Origin of the sequence: Streptomyces sp. Inha503 (assembly GCF_047215865.1) — a bacterium.
Classification (GTDB): Bacteria; Actinomycetota; Actinomycetes; order Streptomycetales; family Streptomycetaceae; genus Streptomyces; species Streptomyces lycopersici.
The window spans coordinates 10,760,327-10,782,567 of record NZ_CP178360.1; the positions used below are offsets into that span (position 1 = coordinate 10,760,327).

The following is a 22,241-nucleotide window of genomic DNA, read 5'->3' on the forward strand; positions in this document are numbered from 1 at the left end:
ATGACATGACATCCGAAAAGCCCGGCCCCCCCGATGCCGACGCGACCAGGCGGCGTGCCAGGTTCGGCACGCTCCCGGAACGCGTTCGGGTGGAGGACATGGTCGAGGAGCAGCCGGCCACGGCACCGGATTCGGCGAGAGACGCGTACAACTCCGACGAATGGCTCGTTCGTACGTGTCTGTGAAGGGCGCCGCGCATACGAGGGTGGCGTATATACGAGGGTGCCGCGCAACACCAAGGAGCCGCGCATACGGGGGTGCCGTCCGGATGGGGACGGCACCCCCGTATGCGCGGCCTTTCCGGCCGTTTCCCCGTGTCCGGGGCCCGGTGCTATCTCGGCATCTCCGTCGCCGTACCGTTCACCGTTCCGGTGGCACGCGTCGGGCGCTCCAGGATGCCCCGGGCATCGGGCGGGGCCGGATCCGGTGCGCTGGTGGTGTGCTGCGGGGGCGTGGACTCGGCGGAGCCGTTCGCGGCGCCGTTGTGCGGATGCGCCGAGCCGTTGATCTTCTCGATCGCCTGCCGGGCCTGCTCACCGGGGGAGCGGGCCGCCAGCGGGGGCGAGCCGTGGGACGCGGTGGGCGCGGGCTGGTTCCGCTCCCGCTCCGGTTTGGCGTGGACGCCGATGGTCTGGGTCTGGGCCGTCCCATGGCGCAGCCGATGGCTGACCGCCTCGTCGAGGCTCACCGGCCGCTGTGTCTGGGCCGCCAGCCGGCCGGCCTCCTGGCCCAGTGCGGCGACCACGTCCCAGGGCAGATGGAGCACCAGGCGGACTTCGGCGTCGCCATCCGGCAGCGCCTGGATGGGAGGGATGAACCGGTCATTCATGGAACGGGGCCTCCGGTCTCGGTTTCGGCCTGTGCGGGCGGCGCGCGTCCCCATGGGCAGGACGCGCACAGACCCATACGGAGAACCGGCCCCGCGCGTTCACCCGACCGCCGGAGGGCTGTCAGGTCTTGCTGAGCAAGATCGTCACCGTCGCCAGGATCGCCGCCAGCACCAGCATGGCGATGCCGTAGATCAGCCGCTGCGACCGCAGGAGGGGGAGGAACGCGTCGAGGGAGATCCGGCCGGCTCCGGACAGCGCGAGCCCGACGGCGCCGACGCCGAGGAGCACCGGGAATTCCATGCCGCCGAAATAGCCGAGCGGTGTGGAGGCGGCCACCGCGTTGGCCATCGTGCCCGCGACGGCCGCACCGGCGAGCGGGGTGAGCAGCCCCACGGCGAGGGCGAGACCCCCGAAGGTCTCGGCGATCCCGGCGATCACGGCCATGGCCTTGGGCGCCGGATAGCCGAACTGCGCGAACGCCACCGCCGTCTTGTCGATGCCCAGGCCGCCCCACCAGCCGAAGAGGTGCTGTGCGCCGCGCCCGGCGACGACCAGCCCGACGCCGAGCCGGATGACCAGCAGACCGACGTCATGGGCGCGGAGTACGTGCGCCGCGGATCTGGGCGAGTGCGGGGCGGGTGCGGAGGAGTTCTCCGGGCCGTTGTCGTAGGGGGAATAAGACATGGCGCCCTCGTCTGGTCGGGCTCGGCGCGGATCGCCGAGCCGATATCCGATATGCACCTTAAGTACTTTTTATTCCACCGGGGTGCCGGATTCAATCCGGACGTCCGTCGGCGGCGGACCGGCCTCCGTGGGAGCCATCGGGCCGTATCCGCGTCAGCAGCGTGCTGACCAGGAGCGCGGCCCCGGCCAGACAGCAGCCCCCGGCCGCCGTCAGGGCCGCGTCGACGGCGGCGCCGCTCTGTGCCTCGGCGGCCTCCCCGGACAGGGCCACCCCCAGCCCCGCCGCCGAGGTGATGACCGTCTTGGTCACCCCCGACGCCTCCCCGGCGCGCTCGGGCCGCACCACGGCCTGGGTGGCGATGAGCGTCAGAGCGCCCGCGACCCCGAGCGCCGCCCCGCACCCCGTGATCGCCAGGAGGAAGACCGGCAGGGCCGTCGCCATGGCGGCGGCGCCGAGCGACGCCGCCCCCAGCGCCAGGGCCCCGGCCATCACCCGCACCGCGTCCGCCGTGCGGATCCGCCCAGCCACCGGCCCGGCCAGCGCCAGCGCCGCCGCCGGGCCCAGGAAGGCCACCCCCGCGCCCATGGCCGACAGCCCCCACGGCCCCTGGAGCGCCAGGGGCACGACGAACAGCACGATCACGGTCGCGGCATTGGCCGCCGCCCCGGCCACCGTGAGAGTCACAAACGGCCGGTTGCCGAAGAGCGCGAGATCCACCAGCGGATTCGCCACCGCCCGCTCATGCCGTACGAAGGCGCACCCGAGCGCGACGGCCACCGCCAGGGCCGCCGCCGAGGGGCTCGACGCCCAGCCCCACAGCGGCCCCCGGTCGACCAGGACGGCGAGCGCCGCGAGCGCGCCGGTGGCCGTGACCAGCCCCGCCACGTCCACCGACGGCGGCGCGGTGGTGTCCCGCGACTCGCCGGCCCGTGCCGCGCACGCTCCGGCTACCAGCGCGACCGGTACGTTCAGCCAGAACACCGCCCGCCAGGACACCGCCTCGGTGAGGACCCCGCCCACATACGGTCCGCATACGGTGGCCACGCCCCCGATCCCCAGCGCCCGCCCCATGACCCGCGCCCGCGCGCCGGGCGGGCAGGCGTTCGTCAGCAGGGCGAGCCCGACCGGCATGGCCACCGCACCACCCGCGCCCTGCGCCACCCGCGCTGCCACCAGCACCGGAAGCGACGGGGCCAGCGCACACACCAGCGACGCGCCGCCGAACACCGCCAGGCCCGCCAGCAGCAACCGTCGGCGGCCGTACAGATCGCCGAGCCGACCCACGCCCGCCATCAGCGAGCCGGCCGCGAGCAGATACCCGCTCACCACCCACCGGAGGCCGCCTCCCGCCGCCCCCAGATCGCGCCCGATCCCGGGCAGGGCCAGGTTCAGCGCGAAGGCGTCCAGTTGCACGCAGAACACGGTCGCGGCCACCGCCGCCAGCGCCCATCGCCATGCGGATCCACCGCTTGCCGTCGTCATCACTCACTCCTCGGCACCCGAAAGGACAGGTCGGATACCGGGGCTGAAGAGTGAGACGGGATACGCCGGGAGAACGGCGATACGTCCGGGAAGGCGATACGCCCGGGAAACGGCGATCGGTCAGCGGCGGGGCGGCAGCCGGTGCAGCTCCACGGCGGTCAGCCGCCCGGCCTCGATCGCGGCCGTCATGAACGTACAGTACGGCTGTCGGCGCCGGTCGGTGGGGGAGCCGGGGTTGAGCAGCCGCAGCCGCCCCTCGGCGGTGGTGTCCCACGGGATGTGGCTGTGGCCGAACACCAGCACATCAAGGTCGGGGAACCGCTCGGCACAGCGCCGCTCCCGCCCCTTCGACTGACCGGTCTCATGCACCACGCCAAGCCGCACACCGGCCAGCTCTGTCTGGGCCACCTCCGGTAGCCGCGCCCGCAGCTCGGGCCCGTCGTTGTTGCCGTACACCCCGATCAGCCGCCGCGAGCGCTCCTCGAGCAGATCGAGGGTGGCGAGGTCGACCCAGTCGCCCGCGTGGATCACCACGTCGGCGTCCGGCAGCCGCTCCAGCAGCTCCCCGGGAAGCACCTTGGCACGCCGGGGGAGGTGGGTGTCGGACATCAGCAGAAGGCGCACACGGACGACCGTACCGCCGCGCATCCCTTGACGAGCGCGTCGACCGAAGAAATAGTGTGCCAAGCGGCTCGATCAGCGGGTTCCCAGGGAGGGGGAGGGCGGAAGTGGCGGTGCGTACAGCGAAGGAGGCGGCACGGGACCGCTATCCGCGGCCGGTGGTCACGACGGCGGAGGCGGAGTGGATCTGGCGCCGCCTGTCGGTGGAGGCGATGGAGGACGGCGTGAAGCCGGAGACCGTACGGCTCGCCGTGGTGGTGGGCCTGGCGCGGGCCAGCGGCGCCCGGTACGGCGGGCTGCTGCGCTGCACCCTGTCGGCGCTGGACCTGGACTCCGGATGGGTGACCATCGAGCACGGCAAACACCGCGTCCCGCGCCGGCACGGACTGGACCGCGGCACCGTGCTGGTGCTGCGCCGCTGGCTGCGGGTGCGTCGGGAGCTCTGCGCCGAGCTGGAGGGGTCGGTGCCGGACGCGTTGCTGCTGACGGTCCACCACACCCATGACAACGGCGTGACCGTGGCCGCCGGGCTGCCCATCACCCGGCAGGGTCTGGTGCTCTCCTGGCGCCGGTTCGTCCACCGTACGAACGCCCGGTACGCCGGTCGCCGCCCTCCGCTACCCACCCGCTTCGAGCAGGTCCGCCGCGTCTGGGACACCTGAGGCCGGTGGGGCACCTGAGCGTGGCAGGACGCCTGAGCCCGGCAGGGTGTCTGGGCCCGGTGGGGGCGGGGCGCTCGGGCCGCCCCGCCCCCACCGGCCCGGCTAGGCCGCGGGTGCCGCGGCCGCCGCGGTGACGGTGAACCGCGCCTGTGCGGTGGCGCCGTTCACGCTCACCGCGAGGGTGGCCGTTCCCGGGCGCAGCGCGGTCAGCCTGCCGGTCGCCGGGTCGTACGCCGCCACATCGCGGCGCCCGGCGCCGTCCGGATCGCCGATGTGGAGGTTGGGCGAGCCGGTCCAGTCCGCGCTGAGCGGGAAGCCGACCGGCACCCGGCGGGCGGCGGCCCCCTCGCCCTGGAGGACGGTCGCGGTGACATCCGCCGCCTGCCCGGTGCGCAGTTCGGCCGGGGCGGTGACGGTCAGCCCGTCCACATGGGCGCGGGTCTGTACGGACACCCAGTCCGGGCCGCCCTGCCACGGCGCGTGGCGCGCGGCGGCCTGCTCCCGCGCCGAGACGTGGTCCACGCCGACCATCGACCAGCCCGTGAAACCGCCCTGACCGGGCGGGGTGGCGGGGTTCTTGCCCGAGTTGCCGTTGATCAGATACGGGACGCCGTCCACCCGGGAGGCGTGGAAGGTGCCGACGTGGCTGCCGATGAGGCCCGCGCCCTTGCCGGTGGTGCGGCGGAAGTCGGCCAGCCAGCCCTCCAGCAGCGCCGCCTCCTTGCGGTCGCGGAGCTGGCTGCCCTGCTGTGGGGTGGGGTCACGCGGCGGTACGTGCTCGATCACCATGACCGAGCCGATGTCGGGGTCCTGGGCGGCCGCGTCCAGTTGGGCGCGCAACTCCTTGACCTGGTCGAAGCCACCGGCGCGCAGCCCTAGACGTGAGGTGTCCAGGGTGAGGAAGCGGGTGCCCCGGTGGTCGAACGTGCGGTGGGCGGGCCCGAATTCGGCGGTGAAGTTGTCGATGGAGCCGCCCATCACCTCGTGGTTGCCGGGGACGTAGGTCCAGGGCAGCTCATCGCCCAGTTCCTCCTTCAGCACGGTACGGGCGAAGGAGAGATCGGCGGGGGAGCCCTCGTCCACCAAGTCGCCGTTGATCACCAGGAAGTCGGGCTTGGCCGCCTTGATCTCGCGGAGGGTGCGGCGGGCCTGGGCGACGATGGGGCTGTTCGGATCGCGGGCCACGAACTGCGCGTCGGACATCACCGCGAACCGCCAGTCGCGTCCCCGCGTCCGGGCGGCGGTGGAGATCAGTGGATCGGGGCGCGCGCTCTCCGTGGGCAGTTCGACGGAGGGCGGTACCCGTGCGGTGAGGTCGTCGATGACCACGCTGCCGGTGTACTGGCGGGTGGCGGAGGTCTCGGCGAGGTAGAAGCGGTTGACCTTCAGCGGATAGGCGACTCCGGCCGGTACGGCGAAGTCGACATGTCGCCATCCGGTCCAGGTCACATACGGCCCGCGCAGCAACTGGTCCGAACCCGCCGCGTCCTTGAGGTGCAGGGTGGGCCAGGCCCCCTTGCCATCGCCCTTGATCCACAGGCCGAAGGACTGCGGCTGTCCGTCCACCGCGATCTGCTGCGGCGGGGTGACGTAGGCGGCGCGGGTGGCCGTGGACTGGGTGAAGTCGTAGTCCAGCTTGAGCCCGGTGCTCGTGTGTCCGTCGGGCGTGGCCTCGGCCGAACCGGAGGCGCGGGCCTGGCTGAAGGTCCATTGGCCGGCGTCGTCGAAGGACGCCTCCTGCCGCTCGGTCAGGCCGACGGTGACGGCGAGCACCGTGGTCGTGCCGCCGACGGCGACCGTGACCTGCCCCGCGGCCTGGTCGTGGCGCGCCTTGACGGTGAAGGTGCCGGTCCGGGGGTCCGGGGCGATGTCGAACAGCGTGTGGTCGTACGACAGTCGTACGTCGGACGGTTCGACGGGGGCGCTGGTGCCGTGTGCGTCCAGGCCGACGATGCCGAACCGGCCCGTGGCCTCGGCGTCGGCCAGGCCGACCAGCCGGCTGGTGGGCTGGATCCGGTCCAGCCGGTCCAGGACGGTGAGGTCGAGGTCGCCGTGGGCGGCGCCGCGCCGGGCGGTGACGGTGGTGTCGCCGCCGTGGCGGGCGGTGAAGGTGCCGTCGGCGTCGACCCGGCCGATGTGGGAGTCGTCCGTCCGCCACTGTGGCGTGCCCTCGGCGGGGCCGTATGTCTCGTCGTAACCGGCGGCGGTGAGGCGGCGGGTGAGCCCGGGGAAGACCCGCTCGGGGTGGCCGCCCCGGACCGGATCGGCGGTGGGAGCGGATGCGCGGTCCGTCGCGGTGTCCACCCAGAAGCCCTTGAGGTGGCCGCTGCCGTCGGGGGCGGTGAGGGCCAGGCCGTTGGGGACGGTGCGCTCGGCCCCGTCGGACGGGCTGTTCTCCACCTGGGTGGTGTCGCTGCCGGGCTCGCGGGCGACGAGGGTGGAGGAGCCGCCGCCGTCGAGGTTGAGGGCGCTGTAGGCGCCCGCGTCCTTCATCATCAGGCCCAGCTCGGTGAGGGTGACGCCGCCGCTGTCGGCCTGTCGGCCGTCCACGGTGAGGATCCGCATGGTGCGGCCGTCGCGGGAGAAGCCGACCGCGGTGCGCGGCGCGGTGGCGTTGTTGCCCTCGCCCTCGTGGCCGATCGCCTCGCCGTCCACCACCAGCAATTCGCGGCCGCCGAGGGCGGTGCGCGGCAGGTCGCCGCCGTCGGTCCGGGGCCGGTACTCCATCGACACCGCGTCACCGACGGCCAGTTCGGACAGCGTGTCGGCCCCGGCGTCCCGGCCGACCAGTGCGGTGGCACCGTCCGGGATCGGGCCCTTGCCGGGCGCGCCGGCCGCCTGGGTGACCTTGCCGTCCACGACCGTGACCTCGGCGGTGCGCCGTGCGCCGTCCACGGTCTGGGCGCGGTCCGCCTCGCCCCACTGGGCGGTGTACGCCCCGATCCCGTTGGCCGGGACGTTGGCGGCGTTGAGCGCCGCGAGCGGGTGGGGGCCGTCGGGGAGGGTCAGGGTGCCGTCGAAGTAGAGCTGGAGGACGCGGCCGGCGTCGGCCGGGCCGATGCCGACGGCTCGGGCGGGCCCGGCCGCGGAGGCGGAGTTGACGAGGCGGCCGTCGCCGATGCCGTTGCCCTCGGGGGCGCCGGTCTGGTTGATGTCGAAGAAGTCACCGTTGATGGCCGCGACCGTGCGGCGCCCCGGCCCGGGGTCGTGCTCGGCGGCCAGTTGGGAGACGGTCCGGCGCTCGGCGACCTTGTCGGGGTGGAGATAGTCGACCTTGGTGCCGCCGGCCAGGTCCACCGACAGCGAGTCGACCCGCAGCCATTTGTCCGACTCCAGCCGGTCGTACGAGGTCAGCCGAACCCCCGGGGCGACCGGCCGGGAGGAGCGGGCGGTCTGCACCCCGTCCCCGTCGGCCACGGACCGGGTGCCGGTCGTACCGCTGGCGGGCGGGGGTGCGACCGGGCGCAGCATCTCCGAGGACGACCTGGGGACGGGCTCGGGCGCCGGGGCCGGGGTGTTGTCGGCGGTGGCCTGGCCGGCGGCGCCCAGTACGAGGGCGGACACCGCGGCCAGGGCCGCCAGTGGTCTGGCGAACGCGACAGGAGGCACGGCAACTCCATGGGGCCGGGGGGGCACGCGTGGTTCACACGCACAGCGCCCCAGCATCGCCCGGGAGTTGACCGGGCACCAGAAGGCGTCGGCGACGACACGGGAAACAAATGACCAAGTCGGTGCGGACTGTGATCGCTGACGCGGGGTGGGGTCGGTGGGGTCAGCGGGGTCGGTCTTCGGTCACACCGTCGAGATAGACCCAGGCGCCCTCGTGGCGTACGAAGCGGCTGTTCTCGTGGAGTGAGCCCGCGCGGCCGCCCTGGGTGTAGTGGGCGCGGAACTCGACGGTGCCGGTGGTGTGGAACGCGCTGCCCTCGGTGGTGCCCAGGATCTCCAGGCGCACCCAGCGCGGCCCCGGGTCGAGATCCACGCCGGGCGGCCGGGTGGTGGGGTGCCGGCTGCGCAGCAGATACGCCCCGTCCCCGACGGCGAAGGCGCTGTAGCGCGAGCGCATCAGCTGCTCGGCGGTGGTCGCCGTGGCCTGGCCGCTGTGCAGTCGGCCGCAGCAGTCGTCGTAGGCCGCGGGCAGCCCGCAGGGGCAGGGGGCCGGGGTGGTGCTGGTCGGCCGCGGGCGTCGGGTACGTCGGGACATGATCCCCATTGTGACGGGTGGGGTGGAGCGCCTGCGGCGGGCTGTTCCCCACCCCGCCCCTTCCCGAACCTGGGGCTTCGCCCCAGACCCCGAAACCGGGGCTTCGCCCCAGGCCCCGGGGGGCCGGGCTTCCGCCCCAGACCCCGAGGGTCGGGGTTGTGCCCCAGACCGTGGAGGGTTGGTGTTGTGCCCCAGGCCCCGGGGGGACCGGGCTTCCGCCCCGAGTCCACGGGCCGAGTCGCTGCCACGCGGCGGACCGTATATCGAAGTCGGGGCGGGGAGGGGAAAGATCCGCAACCCGTAGCCCCCCGCGGTCCGAGCGGCTCAGGGCTCGATGACGACCTTCAGCTGCGCCGGGTCGGTGAGGGCCGTCTGGAGCGCGTCCGCCGAGCGTTCCAGCGGGAAGCGCGCGGTGATCAGCGACTCCAGGTCGACCCGTCCGGTGGCGGCCAGGGACACCGCCGCGGGGAACTCCCCGGCGTAGCGGAAGGCGGTGACCAGGCTGAGTTCCTGGCGCTGCATCCAGGCCAGCGGGAGGGTGGTCCGGGGCTGGGGCGGGTTGCCGACGGCGACCAGGGTGCCGCCGGGGCGTAGTGCGTGGGCGGCGGCGGTCAGGGCGGCCTCGATGCCGGAGCAGTCGAGCGCGATGTCGAACAGCGGCTCCTGGGGGAGGGGTTCGCGGGAGGTGTCCAGGGTCCGGTCGGCGCCCAGACGGCGGGCGTGGGCCAGCCGGCCGGGGTTGACGTCGGTCACCACGGTCTCGCCCGCCCCCACCGCGCGGGCGGCCTGGAGGACCAGCAGGCCGATCGGCCCGGCGCCGGTGACCAGCACCCGGTCCCCGGCGGCGACGCCGCCGCGGCGCACCGCGTGCAGGGCCACCGCGAGGGGTTCGATGAGCGCACCGGAGGTGAGGGGGAAGTCGTCGGGGAGGGGGTGGGCGAACTCCTGGGGCACGGCGAGGTGTCCGGTCAGGGCGCCGTGGGTGGGCGGGGAGCCGAAGCAGCGCCCGTGCGGGCACTGGTTGTAGCGGCCCGCGCGGCAGGCGCGGCAGCGTCCGCAGGGGATGGCGGGTTCGATCGCGACCCGGGTGCCCGCGGGTAGCGTGCCGTCGCCCGCCACGACGGTTCCGGCCGTCTCGTGGCCGAGCGCGGTGGGGGAGCGGAGCACATTGGGGCCGTTCTCGCCGTGGGCGTAGTAGTGCAGGTCGGAGCCGCACAGCCCGACCGCGCCGATCTCCACGAGGACTTCGCCGGGGGCGGGCCCGGGAATCGGGTGCCGCTCGATGCGCACATCCTTCGGGCCGTGCAGGATCGCGGCGGTGGCGTCGTTCATCGGGTGGTTCTCCTGGTACGCGAAGGTGTGGAGGGGGCTCAGGCGGCGGTCAGCCGCAGCGGTTCGACGCGCTTGATGACCAGGCCGTAGGTGAGGGCGCCGACGATGCACAGTGCGCCGGACAGCATCAGCGGGGCGACGAAGGAGTGGTGGAAGAAGCCCAGCAGCAGACCGGTGGTGGTCGAGCCGAGCACCCCGGCGAGGTTGGAGGCGAAGTTCTGGATGCCGCCGAGCGAGGCGACATGGCGCGGGGTGGGCGCGACGTCGGCGGGCAGGCTGGCCACCGAGGCGGCGGAGAAGGCCAGGCTGGCGTAGCTGACGGACAGCAGGGCCAGGGCCCACATGGCGCCGGGGACGAGCACGGCGAAGGCGATGACGGAGGAGAAGAGCATCCCGCACACCAGACAGGTCTTGCGGGCCCGGGTCACCGACCAGCCGCGGCGCAGCAGGGTGTCGCTGGTCCAGCCGCCGAGCAGGCTGCCACCGATGGCGACGATGCCGGGCAGGGCGCCGTAGAAGCCCAGTTTGAGCAGGTCGAAGCCGCGGGCGTCGACGAGGTAGCTGGGGAACCAGGTGATGAAGAAGTAGATGACGTAATTGAGGCAGAAGAAGCCGATCATCATGCCCCAGACCGTGCGGTGGCGGAACAGGTCGCGCCAGCGGACGGCGGGTTCCTGCGGCGCCGTCGTCTTCTCGGCGGGGCTCTCCTCGAGCCGGGCGCCGCCCGCCAAGACGTAGGCGCGTTCCTCGGCGCTGAGTCCGCCGCGCGCCGAGGGTTCGCGGTATGTCTTGAGCCACAGCGCCACCCACAGCAGGGCCACGGCGCCGGTGACCCAGAACGCCATCCGCCAGCCCTGCCAGGCGATGAGCGCGGTCACGACGGGGGCGGCGACGGCGGTGCCGGCGCGGGCGCCGTTGTCCCAGACGCTGTTGGCCAGGGCGCGTTCGCGGACGGGGAACCAGCGGGAGACGGACTTGGCGCATGAGGGGTAGGCGGGGGCCTCGCCGGCGCCGAGGGCGAGGCGGGCGAAGAGCAGGCTGCCGATGCCCCGGACGAATCCGGTGCCGACGGTGACCAGTGACCAGATCAGCCCGCCGATGGCGAACATGCGCTTCTCGCCGTAGCGGTCGATGAGCGCCCCGGCGGGCAGTTGGCCCAGCGCGTAGGTCACGAAGAACATGCTGAGGATGACGCCCTGCCACTCGGGGCCGATGTGCAGGTCATCGGTCATATAGGGCAGGGAGATGGAGATGGTGGCGCGGTCGACGTAGTTGACGGTCATGCCCAGGAAGCAGAGGAAGACCATCAGCCAGCGGGTGTTGTGGCGCAGCCCGCGGGGGCGGGGTGGTCCGGTGGTGGCCTCGTCCTGGGTTGGGGATGGCTGGTCGGTGGCGGGGACGGCTCTGGGGGTCTTCAAGGCGGCTCTCCTTCGAAGGGGTGGTGCGTGGGGTCAGCGCGGTGGCCGGGCGCCGGGATCCAGCTCCGCCCGTACGGACGCGATGAGGGCGGTGTCGTCGGCGAGGTCTTCGGCGCCCAGCAGCCGCAGCAGCCGGCGCGGGGCCTCGGTGTGCGGGCCGTCCCAGGCGCGGCGCAGTTCCTCGGCCCGGGGGTCGTCCAGGGGGCGGTCGCGGGTGAGGCGGGCCCAGGCGGCGAGGGCGGTGGCCAGGAGCGGGGTGTCCCGTCCGGCGGCGCGCAGTTCGCGCAGCGGGGCGAGCCACCGTTCGGGGATCTTCTGGGATCCGTCCATGGCGATCTGCTGGATGCGGTGGTGCATCGCGGGGTTGGCGAAGCGGTCCACCAGGCTGTCGATGTAGGCGGGGAGGTCAAGGCCCTCGGTGGGTGGCAGGCTCTGCGCGGCCTCGGCGCAGTAGGCGCGTACGGTTTCCTCGCCCCAGGGGGTGGCCAGGACGTCGGCGACGGTCTCGCATCCGTGTCCGAGTCCGAGGTACGCGATGAGCGAGTGGGAGCCGTTGAGCAGCCGGAGCTTGGCGAGCTGGTAGGGGCTCACATCGGGGACGAGGCGCACCCCGGCCGCCTCCCAGTGCGGGCGGTCGGCGGCGAAGATGTCCTGGAGCACCCACTGGGTGAACGGTTCGCCGGTGACCGCGCCCGCGTCGTCCACGGTGAGGGCTTGGGCGGCGGTCCGCCGGTCGGTGTCGGTGGTGGCGGGGACGATGCGGTCGACGACGGTGGCGGGGAAGGCGACCGAGCCGGTGATCCAGTCCAGCAGGCGGTCGCGGTCGTCCCATGCGGTGGCGGCGATGAACTCCCGTACCAGGCGCCGCAGTACGGCGCCGTTGTCGGCCATGTTGTCGCAGGAGACCAGCGACACCGGGGCGCCGCCGGCCCGCAGCCGGGCGCGCAGCCCCGTGGCGAGCTGCCCGGCCACGCTCGCGGGCGCGGGCCGTCCGGCCAGGTCGTCCCGGATCAGCGGGTCGTCCAGGGCGAGTCCGCCGGTGGCGGTGGCGCGCCGGTAGCCCTTCTCGGTGACGGTGAGGGTGACGACGGTGACCTCGGGGGAGGCGAGGAGCGCGCCGAGCCGGGTGCCGTCGTCGGTGGCGTGCAGCACCTCGGTCACGGTGCCGACCACGCGGGTGGCCGGGCCGTCGGGGCGCCGTTCGGTGAAGGAGTACAGCCCGTCCTGTGGGCGCAGCGCGTCCACGACGGACCGGCTGCGCTGGGTGACACCGGCGATGCCCCAGCCGCCGCCGTGTGCGGCCTCGGCGGCTTCGGTGTAGAGGGCCTGGTGGGCGCGGTGGAAGGCGCCGATGCCCAGGTGCACGATCCGTGGGCGCAGCGCCCCCGGGTCGATGGGCGGGCGGCTCTCGGCGGGGACGCGGGGCAGGGTGGCCAGCGACAGGCGCCGCGGGGTGTCGGCGGTCACCAGTCGTGCACCGACCCGTCGGTGCGGCGGCTCACCGGGAGGTACTTCGGGTCGTACGGGAAGCGGGCGGCCGCCTCCTCGTCGAGCTCGATGCCGAGGCCGGGCGCGGCCTGGGGGTGCAGGGCGCCGTCGATGAGCTCGTAGGTGGGCCGGAACACCTCGTGGGTGAGCGGGTCGTGCGCCATGTACTCCTGGATGCCGAAGTTGGGCACGGTGACATCGAGGTGGACGGCCGCCGACATGCTCACCGGGGACAGGTCGGTGGCGCCGTGCGAACCGGTGCGCACCTGGTACAGCTCGGCGAGGTGGAAGATCCGCCGCAGATGGGTGATGCCGCCGGCGTGCACCACCGAGGCGCGGATGTAGTCGATGAGCCGCTCGGTGATGAGCTGCTGGCAGTCCCAGATGGAGTTGAAGACCTCGCCGACCGCGATCGGGGTGGTGGTGGACTGGCGGATCTGGCGGAAGGACTCCTGGAGCTCGGCGGGGGTGGGGTCCTCCATCCAGAACAGCCGCACCTCCTCCAGGCTGCGGCCGAGCCGCCCCGCCTCGGTGGGCGTGAGCCGGTGGTGGACGTCGTGCAGCAGGTGGAAGCCGAAGCCGAACCGCTCGCGGACCGCCTCCAGATAGCGGGGTGCGAAGTCCAGATATGCCTCGGTGGACCACGGCTGCTCCTCCGGCAGCGCGCCGGTGGCCGGCTCGTAGACGGTGGCGACCGTGCCGTGGCGGATGCCGTAGGTGCCCGGTGAGCCGGGGACGGCGGCCTGGGCGCGGATCGCGCGGTAGCCCATCTCCTGGAAGCGGGCCACGTCGTCCAGCAGCTCGGGGACGTCGCCGCCGCTGGCGTGGCCGTAGACCAGGGCGCCCTCGCGGGCCTTGCCGCCCAGCAGCTCGTACACCGGGAGGCCCGCGACCTTGCCCTTGATGTCCCACAGCGCGGTGTCCACGGCCGAGATGGCGGTCATGGTCACCGGGCCGCGGCGCCAGTAGGCCCCCTTGTAGAGGTAGTGCCAGGTGTCCTCGATACGGGCGGGGTCGCGCCCTATCAGCAGTGGTACGAGGTGGTCCTCCAGATACGAGGCGACCGCGAGTTCGCGGCCGTTCAGGGTCGCGTCACCGAGACCGGTCACGCCGTCGGAGGTGGTCACCTTCAGGGTCACGAAGTTGCGACCCGGCGAGGTGACGATGACCTTGGCCTCCGTGATCGTGGCCATGCGTGCGTGCTCCTCACTGAGCGGGCTCCCGGGGTGGAGTCCGGGCTGTCGGTCGGCTACCATACAAGTACGTCAGCAAGTGGAGTCAAGGGTTCGGAAGGGGCCAGATGACATCGGCGGAGGGCCTGCACGCGGCACGCTCCCGGGGGCGTAACACCCGGCAACTGGTCCATGAGGTGCTGCGTTCGCGCATCGTCGGCCTGGAGCTGGAGCCCGGCTCCGCCGTCTCGGAGAACGATCTGGCGGCCGAGCTCGGAGTGAGCCGCACCCCCGTGCGCGAGTCGCTGATCCTGCTCGCCGACGAGGGGCTGGTGGACATCTACCCCCAGATGGGCACGTTCGTCTCGCGCATCCGGGAGCGCGACGTGGCCTCCGCCCAGTTCATCCGGGAGGCGCTGGAGTGCGCCGCGCTGCGGGAGGCCGTCGGCAAGGCCGGCGCGCGGGACGTGGCGGAGCTGCGGGTGCTGCTCACCGCGCAGGAGGAGGCCGACCGCCAGTCCGACATGGAGGGCTTCTTCCAGCTGGACGAGGAGTTCCACGCCCGGCTGATGGCCGTCAGCGGCCACGCCTCGGCCTGGCCGGTCGTCAGCCAGGCCAAGGCCCAGCTGGACCGGGCCCGCAGGCTGTCACTGCCGATGACCCAGCAGATGTCCCTGCTCATCGGCCAGCACCGCGAGGTGGTCGACCTGCTGGAGGCGGGCGATCTGGACCGCGCCGACGCGTCGCTCCGCTCCCATCTGCGGCTGGTCTTCAGCGATGTGGAGAAGATCCGAGCCAAGCACCCCGAGCTCTTCAGCGACGAGGACGCCCCCTTGCGGCCCCGCCGCGACAGCGCCCGGCGCACCGCCGCCCGGGGGGACCGCTGACCCGGCCGCTGCACCGGCCACTGACCCGCCGCTGACCCGGCCGCCGGCGCGCCGGGCGCCGGGCGTGCCAGATGGCGCCCATGACCGGCCATCGGGGCGGCGCACCCGTCACTGACGGCCGAAGAACTCCACCTCGGCGATGGCCGACCGCCGGTCCGACCGGGCGCCGTACGACGCGTCGACCGTCAGCCGGATCCGCACCACGTCCGAGCCGTGCACATCGAAGCTCTGCTGACCGGCCCGGTCCTGTAGGTTGACGCCCTTCGTGGTGCGCTCGCCCTCGGAGTCGACCAGTGTGAGGGTGAGTTCCGAGGGCCGCGCCTGGGTCAGGAACTCATCCGCCTTCGCCGAACGCCCCGAGGTGATCAGCAACTTCCGCAGCCGCACCGGCCGGTCGAAACCGGCCTCCAGATACTCGCCCGTACCAGGGCCCGCGGTGGCCGGCGCCCAGTAGCGGTTGTTGTAGCCGTCGAAGGCCGCCTGGGCCCGGTGGCCGGGCGCCTGGCTGGAGCCGCGCACGGTCGCGGGGTGCAGCGCCTGTGGATCGCCGGTCTGGTCCTGAGTGAAGGTGAAGACGTCGGACAGCTGGGACCGGGCGAACCACGCCGCCGCGGCCAGCACCAGCACCAGGACCGGAAGGGTCAGCCGGGGCCGCGGCCAGGTCCGGCGCCTGGGCCTGCTGCCCGCGGCCAGCGGACGCTGGGCGTCACGCCGGAACAACCGGCGCCACCAGGGCAGCGGACGCGGCGGACCGGGTGCCGGCGGCCCGGAGTCGAGCAGGGTGCCGCAGCGCACACAGAGCCTGCGGCCCGACGGATTGTCCGCACGGCACCGGGGACACGGGCGTCCGGGGCGGTGCGGCGGGGCCTCCGGCCTCGGGGGCGCCGCCGGGGGCGGGTCCGGTGCGTCCGGCCGGTGGTCCGGACCGGTACCGGTGTCGTCCAGCGGGTCTCCGGGCCGCCGGGGCGCCGCCGCGGGCTCCTCCGGCCGGGCGGTGGACGGGCGCACCGGGGCCGGAGCGGTGGGCGGGGTGGCGGTGGGGGTCCCGGTGGCATCCGGGGGGCGCGGCCCCTGGCCCGTACCGGAGGCGGGCGGAGCGGGTGGCGGAGTGGGCGGAGTGCGAGGCGGAGCGGGCGGAGTGCCGGACGGAGCGGGTGGCGGAGCGCCGGACGGAGCGGGTGGAACGCCGGACGGAGCAGGTGGCGGCGTGGTGCGCGGCGGAGCGACGGGCGGGGGAGTGGTGGGTGGCGGAGTACCGGGCGGTGCCGCGGGCCCCGGCCGCCGGTCCGGCTCGTCGGGCTCCTCGTCCCAGGCCAGGAACGCCTCACAGGAAGCGCAGAAGTGCGCCCCCGCCTCGTTGCGGTGTCCGCAGTCGGGGCAGATCATGACGTCTCCGTCCCCTCGACCGTGGTCCCCTCGGCCGTGACCTCCACCTGGTAGACGACATGCGCCGGCACCTCCGCGGCGAGCAGCTTCTCCAGCCGCAGCCGGGTCGGCGCCACCGCGTCCGGGTCCGGAACCGTGAGCCGCACCGTCACCCACGGCCGCGCCGAACCGGGCAGCGGCGAGCCCGGTTCGGTGGACCAGCCCGTGGCGCCGCTCTCGGTGATGTCCGGTTCCAGCCCGGTCTCCACGCGCACGGCCGCCGCCAGCCCCTCCCGGGTGCCCCGCTGACGGTGGCGGGTGACGGCGCTCGACACCACCGCGCGCCGCTGGGTGACCGGGCGCTCCGCGTCCACCTCCACCGCCACCCATCCGGCCAGCCACGCCAGAAGGTCCTCGGGCGCGGTGCGCGGATGCAGATGCGCGGGCAGATTGTCCAGGGTGAGCAGCACCGGTGACAGCACCTCGTCCAGCGCGCTCAGGAACCGCTCGAGGAACGGATGGTCGAGATAGACGGCGGGAAGCTGATGGAGCAGGGGATGGGCCGTGGGCAGCCCGGGAAGTGTTCCGCGCACTCATGCCTCCCGTACCCGCAGCTGGTGCTCATAGCTGAACACCAGCGCGTGCCGGTCCAGTTCGATCTTCGTGGTGGCCTCCGCCCGCCGCCCCGTCACCGGGTCCGCCGGAAAGAGCCGTACGTCCTCGACGAGATCCACCCCCGGCACCCGCTGCACCACCGCGAACACCTCACCGGAGTGCACCGGCCGCCCGAACGGCCAGCCCTGCCCGTCCGGCCCGCCGGTCAGCGGGTTGAAGTAGCCGTACAGCGCGGTCAGCGCGGCCTCCCGCAGCCGCTCGGCGGACACCCCGCGCCCCGCCTTCACCGAGGCGACCACGGTGACGCCCTGGTAGTACGGCGGCCCCACCGACAGCCGGGTGCCGATCGGGCGCCGCTCGTCCAGATAGGCCGCGATCATGGCGAGGGTGTCCGGCGGCGGGATCAGCTCCTCGAACCGGATCCGCCCCCGCTCGTCATCGCGCCCGGCCGGGACGACCAGCAGCCGCACCCCGCCCGCCGGGTCCTCCGCCCCGTCGCCGCCGCCACCGCCGTCGGCCTCGCCCGCCGGTACGCACGCCACCCGGGCGGCGTCGGGCGCCACCTCGCGGGCCAGCTGCTCGTAGTCGTGCGGCACCACCGCCCGGTGCAGGGTGCGCAGCGTCAACGGGCCCCGCACCCGTGCGTTCTCCACCGTCTCGCCGTCCACCCCGCCCAGCGCCGGGCGCCGGTTCTCCACCCGCGCCACATACGGCAGCGAACTGCGCAGCACCCGCAGCGCGCCCCGCGCCACGTTGCCCCGGTGTCCACCGCCCGTACGGTAGGCGCGCACCCGCACCGGGGAGCCCTTCGGCGGCACCGCCCCGAACAGCCGCAGGGTGCCGTCGGGCTCCCGCACCGCCGGGCCGAAGTCCACCTGCCCGGAGTTGGGGTCCAGCGTGATGTGCCGGTCGTACGGGGAGGAGTGCGCGAAATTGTCCACCCGTGTCCACTCCACCCAGCCGTGGCCCTCGGCCACCTCCACCACGAACGGCTCCTCACCCGCCACCACCGGGGGCCGCGCCACCCGGAAACCCTGCCCCGGCACCCCCTCCGACAGGCCCAGGACCTCCTCGACGACGTTCTCGGCGTGTGCGGCCTCCACGGTGCCGCCGATGGTGAACGCACTGGCCTGACGCACCGTCGGGGACGCCACATAGGTGGGCTGGTCCGCCGCCGCTTCCAGCAGCCGGCAGCGCAGCCACCCTCCGGACTCGCGCACCAGCACCGAGGCGGTGTGGGTGGCCGGCACATGCAGGATGACCTCGCCCGCCTTGTTGAACCCGCCCGTGTCGTCCTTCTCCACCTCGCAGGAGACCCAGGCGCTCCCGTCCCACGCCTCCCACAGCAGCGGCGGGCGGCGCGGATCCACACCCACCCCGTCCACCCGGCAGTCCAGGCGCAGCACCACCGCGCAGCCCGGCACCGGCTGGGAGAGGCCGAGGTAGAGACAGTCCCCGGGGGTGGGCGTACGGCCGAAACAGGGCACGTCGCGGCCCAGCCCCAGCTCCTCCGAGCGGTTGGTGGCATCGCCGGTGGCCGGCCAGGTGGCCAGGTGGTTCAGCTCGCACGGCACCACCGACAGGTCCCGGCCGGTGGTGAAGACCACCGCCTCCTCGGTCTCGGTGCGCACCGTGGCCACCTCCGTGCCCGCCTGGATCCGCACCGGCTCCGGCTGCGGTGCCGACAGCCAGAACGTGGCCTCGGTGCGCGCCGCCGTCGGCGGATACAGCCGCACCCCGATCAGGTCGAGGAAGGCCAGGTAGTTCTTGTCCGGCACCCGGTTGAGCCGGTACACCAGCTGGTCGACCATGGTGGCGAACGCCTCGATGAGCGTGACGCCCGGATCGGAGACATTGTGGTCGGTCCACTCCGGGCACCGCTGCTGCACCAGCCGCTTGGCCTCGTCCACCAATCCCTGGAACCTCCGGTCGTCCAGGTTGGGGCTGGGGAGCGTCATCCGCCCTCCTCGCTGTGCGGGATCACATAGAACGGGAACACGAGGTTGCGCGGGTCGTTGGAGCCGCGCACCGCGTAGTTGATGTCGATGTAGAGCACTCCGTTGTCCGCCTCGTCGAAGCGCACGGCGACGTCCGCCACTTCGATCCGCGGCTCCCACCGCTCCAGGGCCAGCCGCACCTCGTAGGCCAGCTGCCCGGCCGTACCGGCGTCCGCGGGCGCGAACACGTAGTCGCCCAGGGCACAGCCGAACTCGGGGCGCATCGGACGCTCGCCGGGCGAGGTGGCCAGGATCAGCCGGATCGACTCCTCGATCTCCCGCTCCTCCCGGACCAGCGCGATCGACCCGGTGGCGTCCGTACGGGGTGGGAACGCCCAGCCCGCGCCGATGAACTGCCGACCCATCCCTCACCCTCCGATCAGCACGCTCGGACAGCCGGACGTGATCGGCGAGCCGCATCCCGCCGTGTCGCCCACCCGGGCCGCCGGCCGGCCGCCGATGAGCACGGTGGAGCTGCCGGGCGGGCCGATCTTCGACGGGCCGTGCGCGGCGGGCGAACCGCACTGGTGGGCGCTGCCCACGGTGGCCGCGGGTCGCCCGCCGATCAGTACGGTGGGCTCCCCGGGCGGGCCGACCACCCCGGGGTGGCCGGTGGGATCGCCGACGCGTGCGGCTGCTGGCATGTGCTGTGCCCCCTGCCCGGTCGCTGTCTCTTCGCGTCTCTTCGCGTCTCTTCGCGCATCTTCGCCGTGTCGTGCGGGGTCAGTTGATGCGCACCATGGGCGCGTTGACGGAGAGTGAGTCCCCGCCCTTGAGCTCGGTGCGGGTGGTGCCGGCGACCGCCACCTGACCGCCCCGCACCTCCACGGCACCCCCGGTGGACAGCTTCAGCCGGCCGTTGCCGCCGTCCACCTGCACGCCGTCGCGGGCGGTCAGCTTCACCGTGGCGCCGCCCAGCTCCAGCGCGCCGTCGCCCGCGTCGAGGGACACCCCGCTGCCCGCCTTGATGGACACCTGCTCCTCGGCCTCGATCTCCACCGTGCCGTCGCTGTGCACCACGATGGCCGTGCCCTTGCGGTCGAGGTTGATCCTGAGCTTCCCGTCGCCGGTGACCAGCCGTACGCCCTGCGGGCCGTTCGCCGCGTCGAGCAGCTCCAGCTTGTTGCCGCCACGGGAGCCGAACGCACGCTTGTTGACCGCACCGCTGGTGGGGTCGACCGCCTCCGCGTCCTGGCCGTCGCCCTGGCCCTGCTGGGGACCGAGACCCTGCCCCTGCCCCGAAGCGCCCTGCCCCTGCCCCGGTTTGTCCTTGCCGTTGTAGAGACCGGCGAGCACATACGGGCGGTCCAGATGGCCCTGCTCGAAACCGATCAGCACTTCGTCGCCCACCTCGGGGATGAACGCCTCCCCGCCACCGGTCCCGCCCGCCTGGGCGGTGCGTGCCCAGTCGCTCGCGTACTCGTCGGACAGCCAGGGGAACCGCACCTTGACCCGGCCGAGCCCGTCGGGGTCCTTGGTGTCGGTGACCGTGCCATTGGCCAGCCCCGAACACCGGGAGCCGGTCTCCGCGCCATCACCGGACCCGCCGCCGGTCAGCCCGAACAGCGAACGCTCCTGCTGCCCGGAGACCGTCACCCAGGTCTCATAGCCGCGCACCGGGTCGAACACATGCCGCGAGGAGGTGACGGTGTAGCGCCCCTCGAAGGGTTTGCCGACCCCGGCCAGGGTGACCGCGCCACCCGCCCGAACCTCCGGATTGCCCCGGATCACCGCCTCCAGCTCGGCGAACGACCCCGCGATCCGCGCCGCGAGGGCCTTCGCGGCCTGGTCCACCTGCGCCTGCTGCCCGTACGGCGCGTCGGACACCACAAAGCTCGCCTCGCCGAACGGCCGCGCTACCTCCGCCGCCGTCACCCCCAGGTCCAGCGTCGCGGCCCGGCCCGCGTCCGCGCGGCCCACCAGCGGCTGCTTGGTCTTCACGTCCCAGCCCCGCACCTCGACCGTGGACACCTGCTCGGCCGCCGACACCCCGGCCCGGCAGCGCAGCAGATTGTCCCCCATCTCCAGCACCAGGGGATCGCGGGCGGCGCGCGCCGAGGTGTCCGGGGCGCCGCCCGCCTCGGTCGGCTTTGCCACATGCAGCCGTCCGTCCGTCACATACACCTGCGCGCCCGCCTCCTCGGCGAGCCCGCGGAGGAACTCCCAGTCGCTGATGTTCGGCTGCGCCACGTGCTCCAGCACCGGGCCCGCCACATCGACCTTCCCCGGCTTCAGCCCCGCCCGCCGGGCCACCCGGACACAGATGTCGGCCAGGGTCATGTTCTGGTAGCTGGCCACCTGACGGCCCCGGAAGAGCCGGTGGGACTCGTCCAGCCCGCGCACCACCGTGAAGGTGCCGGTGTCGTCGATCTCCACCTCCAGCGCGGTGACGTTCCCGGTCAGCAGGGGGCGCGGCGAAGACCCGCCGCCCGCGCCGGCCAGCAGCCGCACCTCGGTGCCGATCTCCACCCCCGCCTGCTCCAGCAGCACCCGGCCGGGGTCGCGAAAGCGCAGTACGAACAGATCGGGCAGCGTGCGGCTGTCGTCCACGTACCCCTCGACCAGCGTGTTCACCAGTGTGGGGGAGAGCGGACGGCCGCCGAACTCCACCACCAGCGCCTTGGCGACGCTCTGCCCCGCCATCGCTCACCACCCCCCGCCGTGGCCGCCCCCAGGGGCTCCGGGCCGCTCGTCGCGGCCCGGCTCGTCGCGGTCCAGCTTGTCGCGGTCCAGCTCGTCCAGCGCCGGAAGCAGCAGCTCCAAGCCGCCCGGCAGCCGCATCGGATCGTCGATCCCATTGGTCTCCGCGATGACGCGCCAGGCCGCCGGATCGCCGTACTCACGCCAGGCCAGCAGCGGCAGGGTGTCGCCGGTGCGCACCCGGTGCACCCGGCGTGCGTGCAGCGCGCCCGACGTCGGGTTCTGCCCCGGGGTCTCCCCGGTGATCTCCTCCATCGTCACCTGGCACACCGCGCGGATCGGCACACCGGAGGTGGTGAACAGGGTGTATTTCGCCTGGACTTGGCTGACATAGCCGGGGAACCCGGTGAGCCCGCCCCAGTGGAACACCACCCACGGCGGCGAGGCCCGCTGCCGCTGCCGGGTCTCGCTGGTCGGCACGCAGCAGGTGAACAGCCGCTCCACCGAGGTCACCACGCTGGTGTCCTGGGTGTCGCTCGCGTCGAAGAACATCTCGACGGTCAGCTTGCTGGGCTGCGGCCCCTGGTACTCGGGCGGCCCCGCGCTCTTCGCCCCCTTGGCCGGAGTGCGCTTCCAGGCCGCCGCCTTGGTCAGGCTCAGCTCCTTGGGGTTGAACTGGAAGTCGATCCGCCCGCACGGCCCGCCCGGTGTCAGACCGCCCCCCGGCGGAGGGGTGCGCAGCTCCAGATAGGCGTGCTCCAGCTTGGGCCGGGCCCCGCCACCCGCCCTGCCCGCGGCGGCCCCGCCGCCCGCCGCGCTGAACGCCACGGGTGAGCTCATGGG

Annotated in this window: 20 protein-coding genes; 3 read left to right on the forward strand and 17 right to left on the reverse strand. The window is 73.6% G+C overall.

Annotated features, from left to right (window positions below):
- The first annotated feature begins 5 nt into the window (after nucleotides 1-5).
- Nucleotides 6-185, forward strand: coding sequence for a hypothetical protein (locus ACJX2R_RS44840; protein WP_413104776.1), 180 nt, complete (start codon nucleotides 6-8; stop codon nucleotides 183-185).
- Between the two features lie 146 nt (nucleotides 186-331).
- On the opposite strand, the gene ACJX2R_RS44845 is transcribed toward ACJX2R_RS44840, so the two are convergent.
- The 4 genes from ACJX2R_RS44845 to ACJX2R_RS44860 all read right to left on the reverse strand — a co-directional run bounded on the left by ACJX2R_RS44845 (nucleotide 332) and on the right by ACJX2R_RS44860 (nucleotide 3,621).
- Nucleotides 332-829, reverse strand: coding sequence for a hypothetical protein (locus ACJX2R_RS44845; protein ID WP_413104777.1), 498 nt, complete (start codon nucleotides 827-829; stop codon nucleotides 332-334).
- Between the two features lie 121 nt (nucleotides 830-950).
- Entirely contained in the window at nucleotides 951-1,514 is a 564-nt protein-coding gene (locus tag ACJX2R_RS44850) for a DoxX family protein (RefSeq protein WP_413104778.1), read from the reverse strand.
- Nucleotides 1,515-1,605: 91 nt separating this feature from the next.
- Nucleotides 1,606-2,997 (reverse strand): MFS transporter, encoded by a 1,392-nt coding sequence (locus tag ACJX2R_RS44855; RefSeq protein WP_413104779.1) that lies wholly within the window; start codon nucleotides 2,995-2,997, stop codon nucleotides 1,606-1,608.
- A 120-nt stretch (nucleotides 2,998-3,117) separates the two neighbouring features.
- Nucleotides 3,118-3,621 (reverse strand): metallophosphoesterase family protein, encoded by a 504-nt coding sequence (locus tag ACJX2R_RS44860; RefSeq protein WP_413104780.1) that lies wholly within the window; start codon nucleotides 3,619-3,621, stop codon nucleotides 3,118-3,120.
- Between the two features lie 104 nt (nucleotides 3,622-3,725).
- Here ACJX2R_RS44860 and ACJX2R_RS44865 point away from each other — a divergent pair, with 104 nt between their 5' ends.
- Nucleotides 3,726-4,280, forward strand: coding sequence for a tyrosine-type recombinase/integrase (locus ACJX2R_RS44865; protein ID WP_413104781.1), 555 nt, complete (start codon nucleotides 3,726-3,728; stop codon nucleotides 4,278-4,280).
- Nucleotides 4,281-4,382: 102 nt separating this feature from the next.
- Here ACJX2R_RS44865 and ACJX2R_RS44870 read toward each other — a convergent pair whose 3' ends face one another.
- From ACJX2R_RS44870 to manD, 6 genes are all read right to left on the reverse strand, one after another.
- Nucleotides 4,383-7,889 (reverse strand): phosphodiester glycosidase family protein, encoded by a 3,507-nt coding sequence (locus tag ACJX2R_RS44870; protein WP_413104782.1) that lies wholly within the window; start codon nucleotides 7,887-7,889, stop codon nucleotides 4,383-4,385.
- A gap of 163 nt (nucleotides 7,890-8,052) precedes the next feature.
- Complete coding sequence (locus tag ACJX2R_RS44875; protein WP_413104783.1) at nucleotides 8,053-8,484, reverse strand: YchJ family protein; 432 nt, start codon at nucleotides 8,482-8,484, stop codon at nucleotides 8,053-8,055.
- 324 nt (nucleotides 8,485-8,808) lie between these two features.
- On the reverse strand, nucleotides 8,809-9,816 hold the full coding sequence (locus ACJX2R_RS44880) for an NAD(P)-dependent alcohol dehydrogenase (protein ID WP_413104784.1): 1,008 nt from the start codon (nucleotides 9,814-9,816) through the stop codon (nucleotides 8,809-8,811).
- 38 nt (nucleotides 9,817-9,854) lie between these two features.
- A complete protein-coding gene (locus ACJX2R_RS44885) occupies nucleotides 9,855-11,234 on the reverse strand; it encodes an MFS transporter (RefSeq protein ID WP_262697669.1) in 1,380 nt (459 codons plus the stop codon).
- A gap of 33 nt (nucleotides 11,235-11,267) precedes the next feature.
- Nucleotides 11,268-12,701, reverse strand: a complete 1,434-nt coding sequence (locus tag ACJX2R_RS44890; protein ID WP_413104785.1) for a mannitol dehydrogenase family protein — start codon at nucleotides 12,699-12,701, stop codon at nucleotides 11,268-11,270.
- Nucleotides 12,698-13,915 carry a D-mannonate dehydratase ManD gene (manD, locus tag ACJX2R_RS44895; protein ID WP_413104786.1) on the reverse strand — a complete coding sequence of 406 codons (1,218 nt, stop codon included), beginning with the start codon at nucleotides 13,913-13,915 and terminating at the stop codon, nucleotides 12,698-12,700. Before manD ends, ACJX2R_RS44890 begins: the two co-directional genes overlap by 4 nt.
- A gap of 107 nt (nucleotides 13,916-14,022) precedes the next feature.
- Between manD and ACJX2R_RS44900 the strand changes: the two genes are divergently transcribed.
- Nucleotides 14,023-14,781, forward strand: a complete 759-nt coding sequence (locus ACJX2R_RS44900; protein ID WP_262697666.1) for a GntR family transcriptional regulator — start codon at nucleotides 14,023-14,025, stop codon at nucleotides 14,779-14,781.
- Nucleotides 14,782-14,889: 108 nt separating this feature from the next.
- Here the strand turns inward: ACJX2R_RS44900 and ACJX2R_RS44905 are convergent, their stop codons facing one another.
- The 7 genes from ACJX2R_RS44905 to ACJX2R_RS44935 all read right to left on the reverse strand — a co-directional run bounded on the left by ACJX2R_RS44905 (nucleotide 14,890) and on the right by ACJX2R_RS44935 (nucleotide 22,238).
- Nucleotides 14,890-15,576, reverse strand: a complete 687-nt coding sequence (locus ACJX2R_RS44905; protein ID WP_413104787.1) for an NADase-type glycan-binding domain-containing protein — start codon at nucleotides 15,574-15,576, stop codon at nucleotides 14,890-14,892.
- Between the two features lie 587 nt (nucleotides 15,577-16,163).
- Complete coding sequence (locus tag ACJX2R_RS44910; RefSeq protein ID WP_413104788.1) at nucleotides 16,164-16,739, reverse strand: phage tail protein; 576 nt, start codon at nucleotides 16,737-16,739, stop codon at nucleotides 16,164-16,166.
- The gene (locus tag ACJX2R_RS44915; protein WP_413104789.1) at nucleotides 16,740-18,719 is read right to left on the reverse strand and encodes a putative baseplate assembly protein; all 1,980 of its coding nucleotides are present in this window, start codon (nucleotides 18,717-18,719) and stop codon (nucleotides 16,740-16,742) included.
- Nucleotides 18,716-19,123: a GPW/gp25 family protein gene (locus tag ACJX2R_RS44920; protein ID WP_413104790.1), complete on the reverse strand. Its 408-nt coding sequence runs from the start codon at nucleotides 19,121-19,123 to the stop codon at nucleotides 18,716-18,718. Before ACJX2R_RS44920 ends, ACJX2R_RS44915 begins: the two co-directional genes overlap by 4 nt.
- Before the next feature lie 3 nt (nucleotides 19,124-19,126).
- A complete protein-coding gene (locus tag ACJX2R_RS44925; protein WP_413104791.1) occupies nucleotides 19,127-19,402 on the reverse strand; it encodes a PAAR domain-containing protein in 276 nt (91 codons plus the stop codon).
- 79 nt (nucleotides 19,403-19,481) lie between these two features.
- The gene (locus ACJX2R_RS44930) at nucleotides 19,482-21,401 is read right to left on the reverse strand and encodes a VgrG-related protein (protein WP_413104792.1); all 1,920 of its coding nucleotides are present in this window, start codon (nucleotides 21,399-21,401) and stop codon (nucleotides 19,482-19,484) included.
- Between the two features lie 3 nt (nucleotides 21,402-21,404).
- A complete protein-coding gene (locus ACJX2R_RS44935) occupies nucleotides 21,405-22,238 on the reverse strand; it encodes a peptidase M23 (protein ID WP_413104793.1) in 834 nt (277 codons plus the stop codon).
- Between the last annotated feature and the right edge of the window lie 3 nt (nucleotides 22,239-22,241).

Excerpts from the sequence above, each read along its gene's own strand:
- ACJX2R_RS44840 (WP_413104776.1), top strand. The coding sequence starts at position 6 with ATGACATCCGAAAAGCCCGGCCCCCCCGATGCCGACGCGACCAGGCGG.
- ACJX2R_RS44845 (WP_413104777.1), bottom strand. The coding sequence starts at position 829 with ATGAATGACCGGTTCATCCCTCCCATCCAGGCGCTGCCGGATGGCGAC.
- ACJX2R_RS44850 (WP_413104778.1), bottom strand. The coding sequence starts at position 1,514 with ATGTCTTATTCCCCCTACGACAACGGCCCGGAGAACTCCTCCGCACCC.
- ACJX2R_RS44855 (WP_413104779.1), bottom strand. The coding sequence starts at position 2,997 with ATGACGACGGCAAGCGGTGGATCCGCATGGCGATGGGCGCTGGCGGCG.
- ACJX2R_RS44875 (WP_413104783.1), bottom strand. The coding sequence starts at position 8,484 with ATGTCCCGACGTACCCGACGCCCGCGGCCGACCAGCACCACCCCGGCC.
- ACJX2R_RS44880 (WP_413104784.1), bottom strand. The coding sequence starts at position 9,816 with ATGAACGACGCCACCGCCGCGATCCTGCACGGCCCGAAGGATGTGCGC.
- manD (WP_413104786.1), bottom strand. The coding sequence starts at position 13,915 with ATGGCCACGATCACGGAGGCCAAGGTCATCGTCACCTCGCCGGGTCGC.
- ACJX2R_RS44900 (WP_262697666.1), top strand. The coding sequence starts at position 14,023 with ATGACATCGGCGGAGGGCCTGCACGCGGCACGCTCCCGGGGGCGTAAC.
- ACJX2R_RS44915 (WP_413104789.1), bottom strand. The coding sequence starts at position 18,719 with ATGACGCTCCCCAGCCCCAACCTGGACGACCGGAGGTTCCAGGGATTG.
- ACJX2R_RS44920 (WP_413104790.1), bottom strand. The coding sequence starts at position 19,123 with ATGGGTCGGCAGTTCATCGGCGCGGGCTGGGCGTTCCCACCCCGTACG.
- ACJX2R_RS44925 (WP_413104791.1), bottom strand. The coding sequence starts at position 19,402 with ATGCCAGCAGCCGCACGCGTCGGCGATCCCACCGGCCACCCCGGGGTG.
- ACJX2R_RS44930 (WP_413104792.1), bottom strand. The coding sequence starts at position 21,401 with ATGGCGGGGCAGAGCGTCGCCAAGGCGCTGGTGGTGGAGTTCGGCGGC.
- ACJX2R_RS44935 (WP_413104793.1), bottom strand. The coding sequence starts at position 22,238 with ATGAGCTCACCCGTGGCGTTCAGCGCGGCGGGCGGCGGGGCCGCCGCG.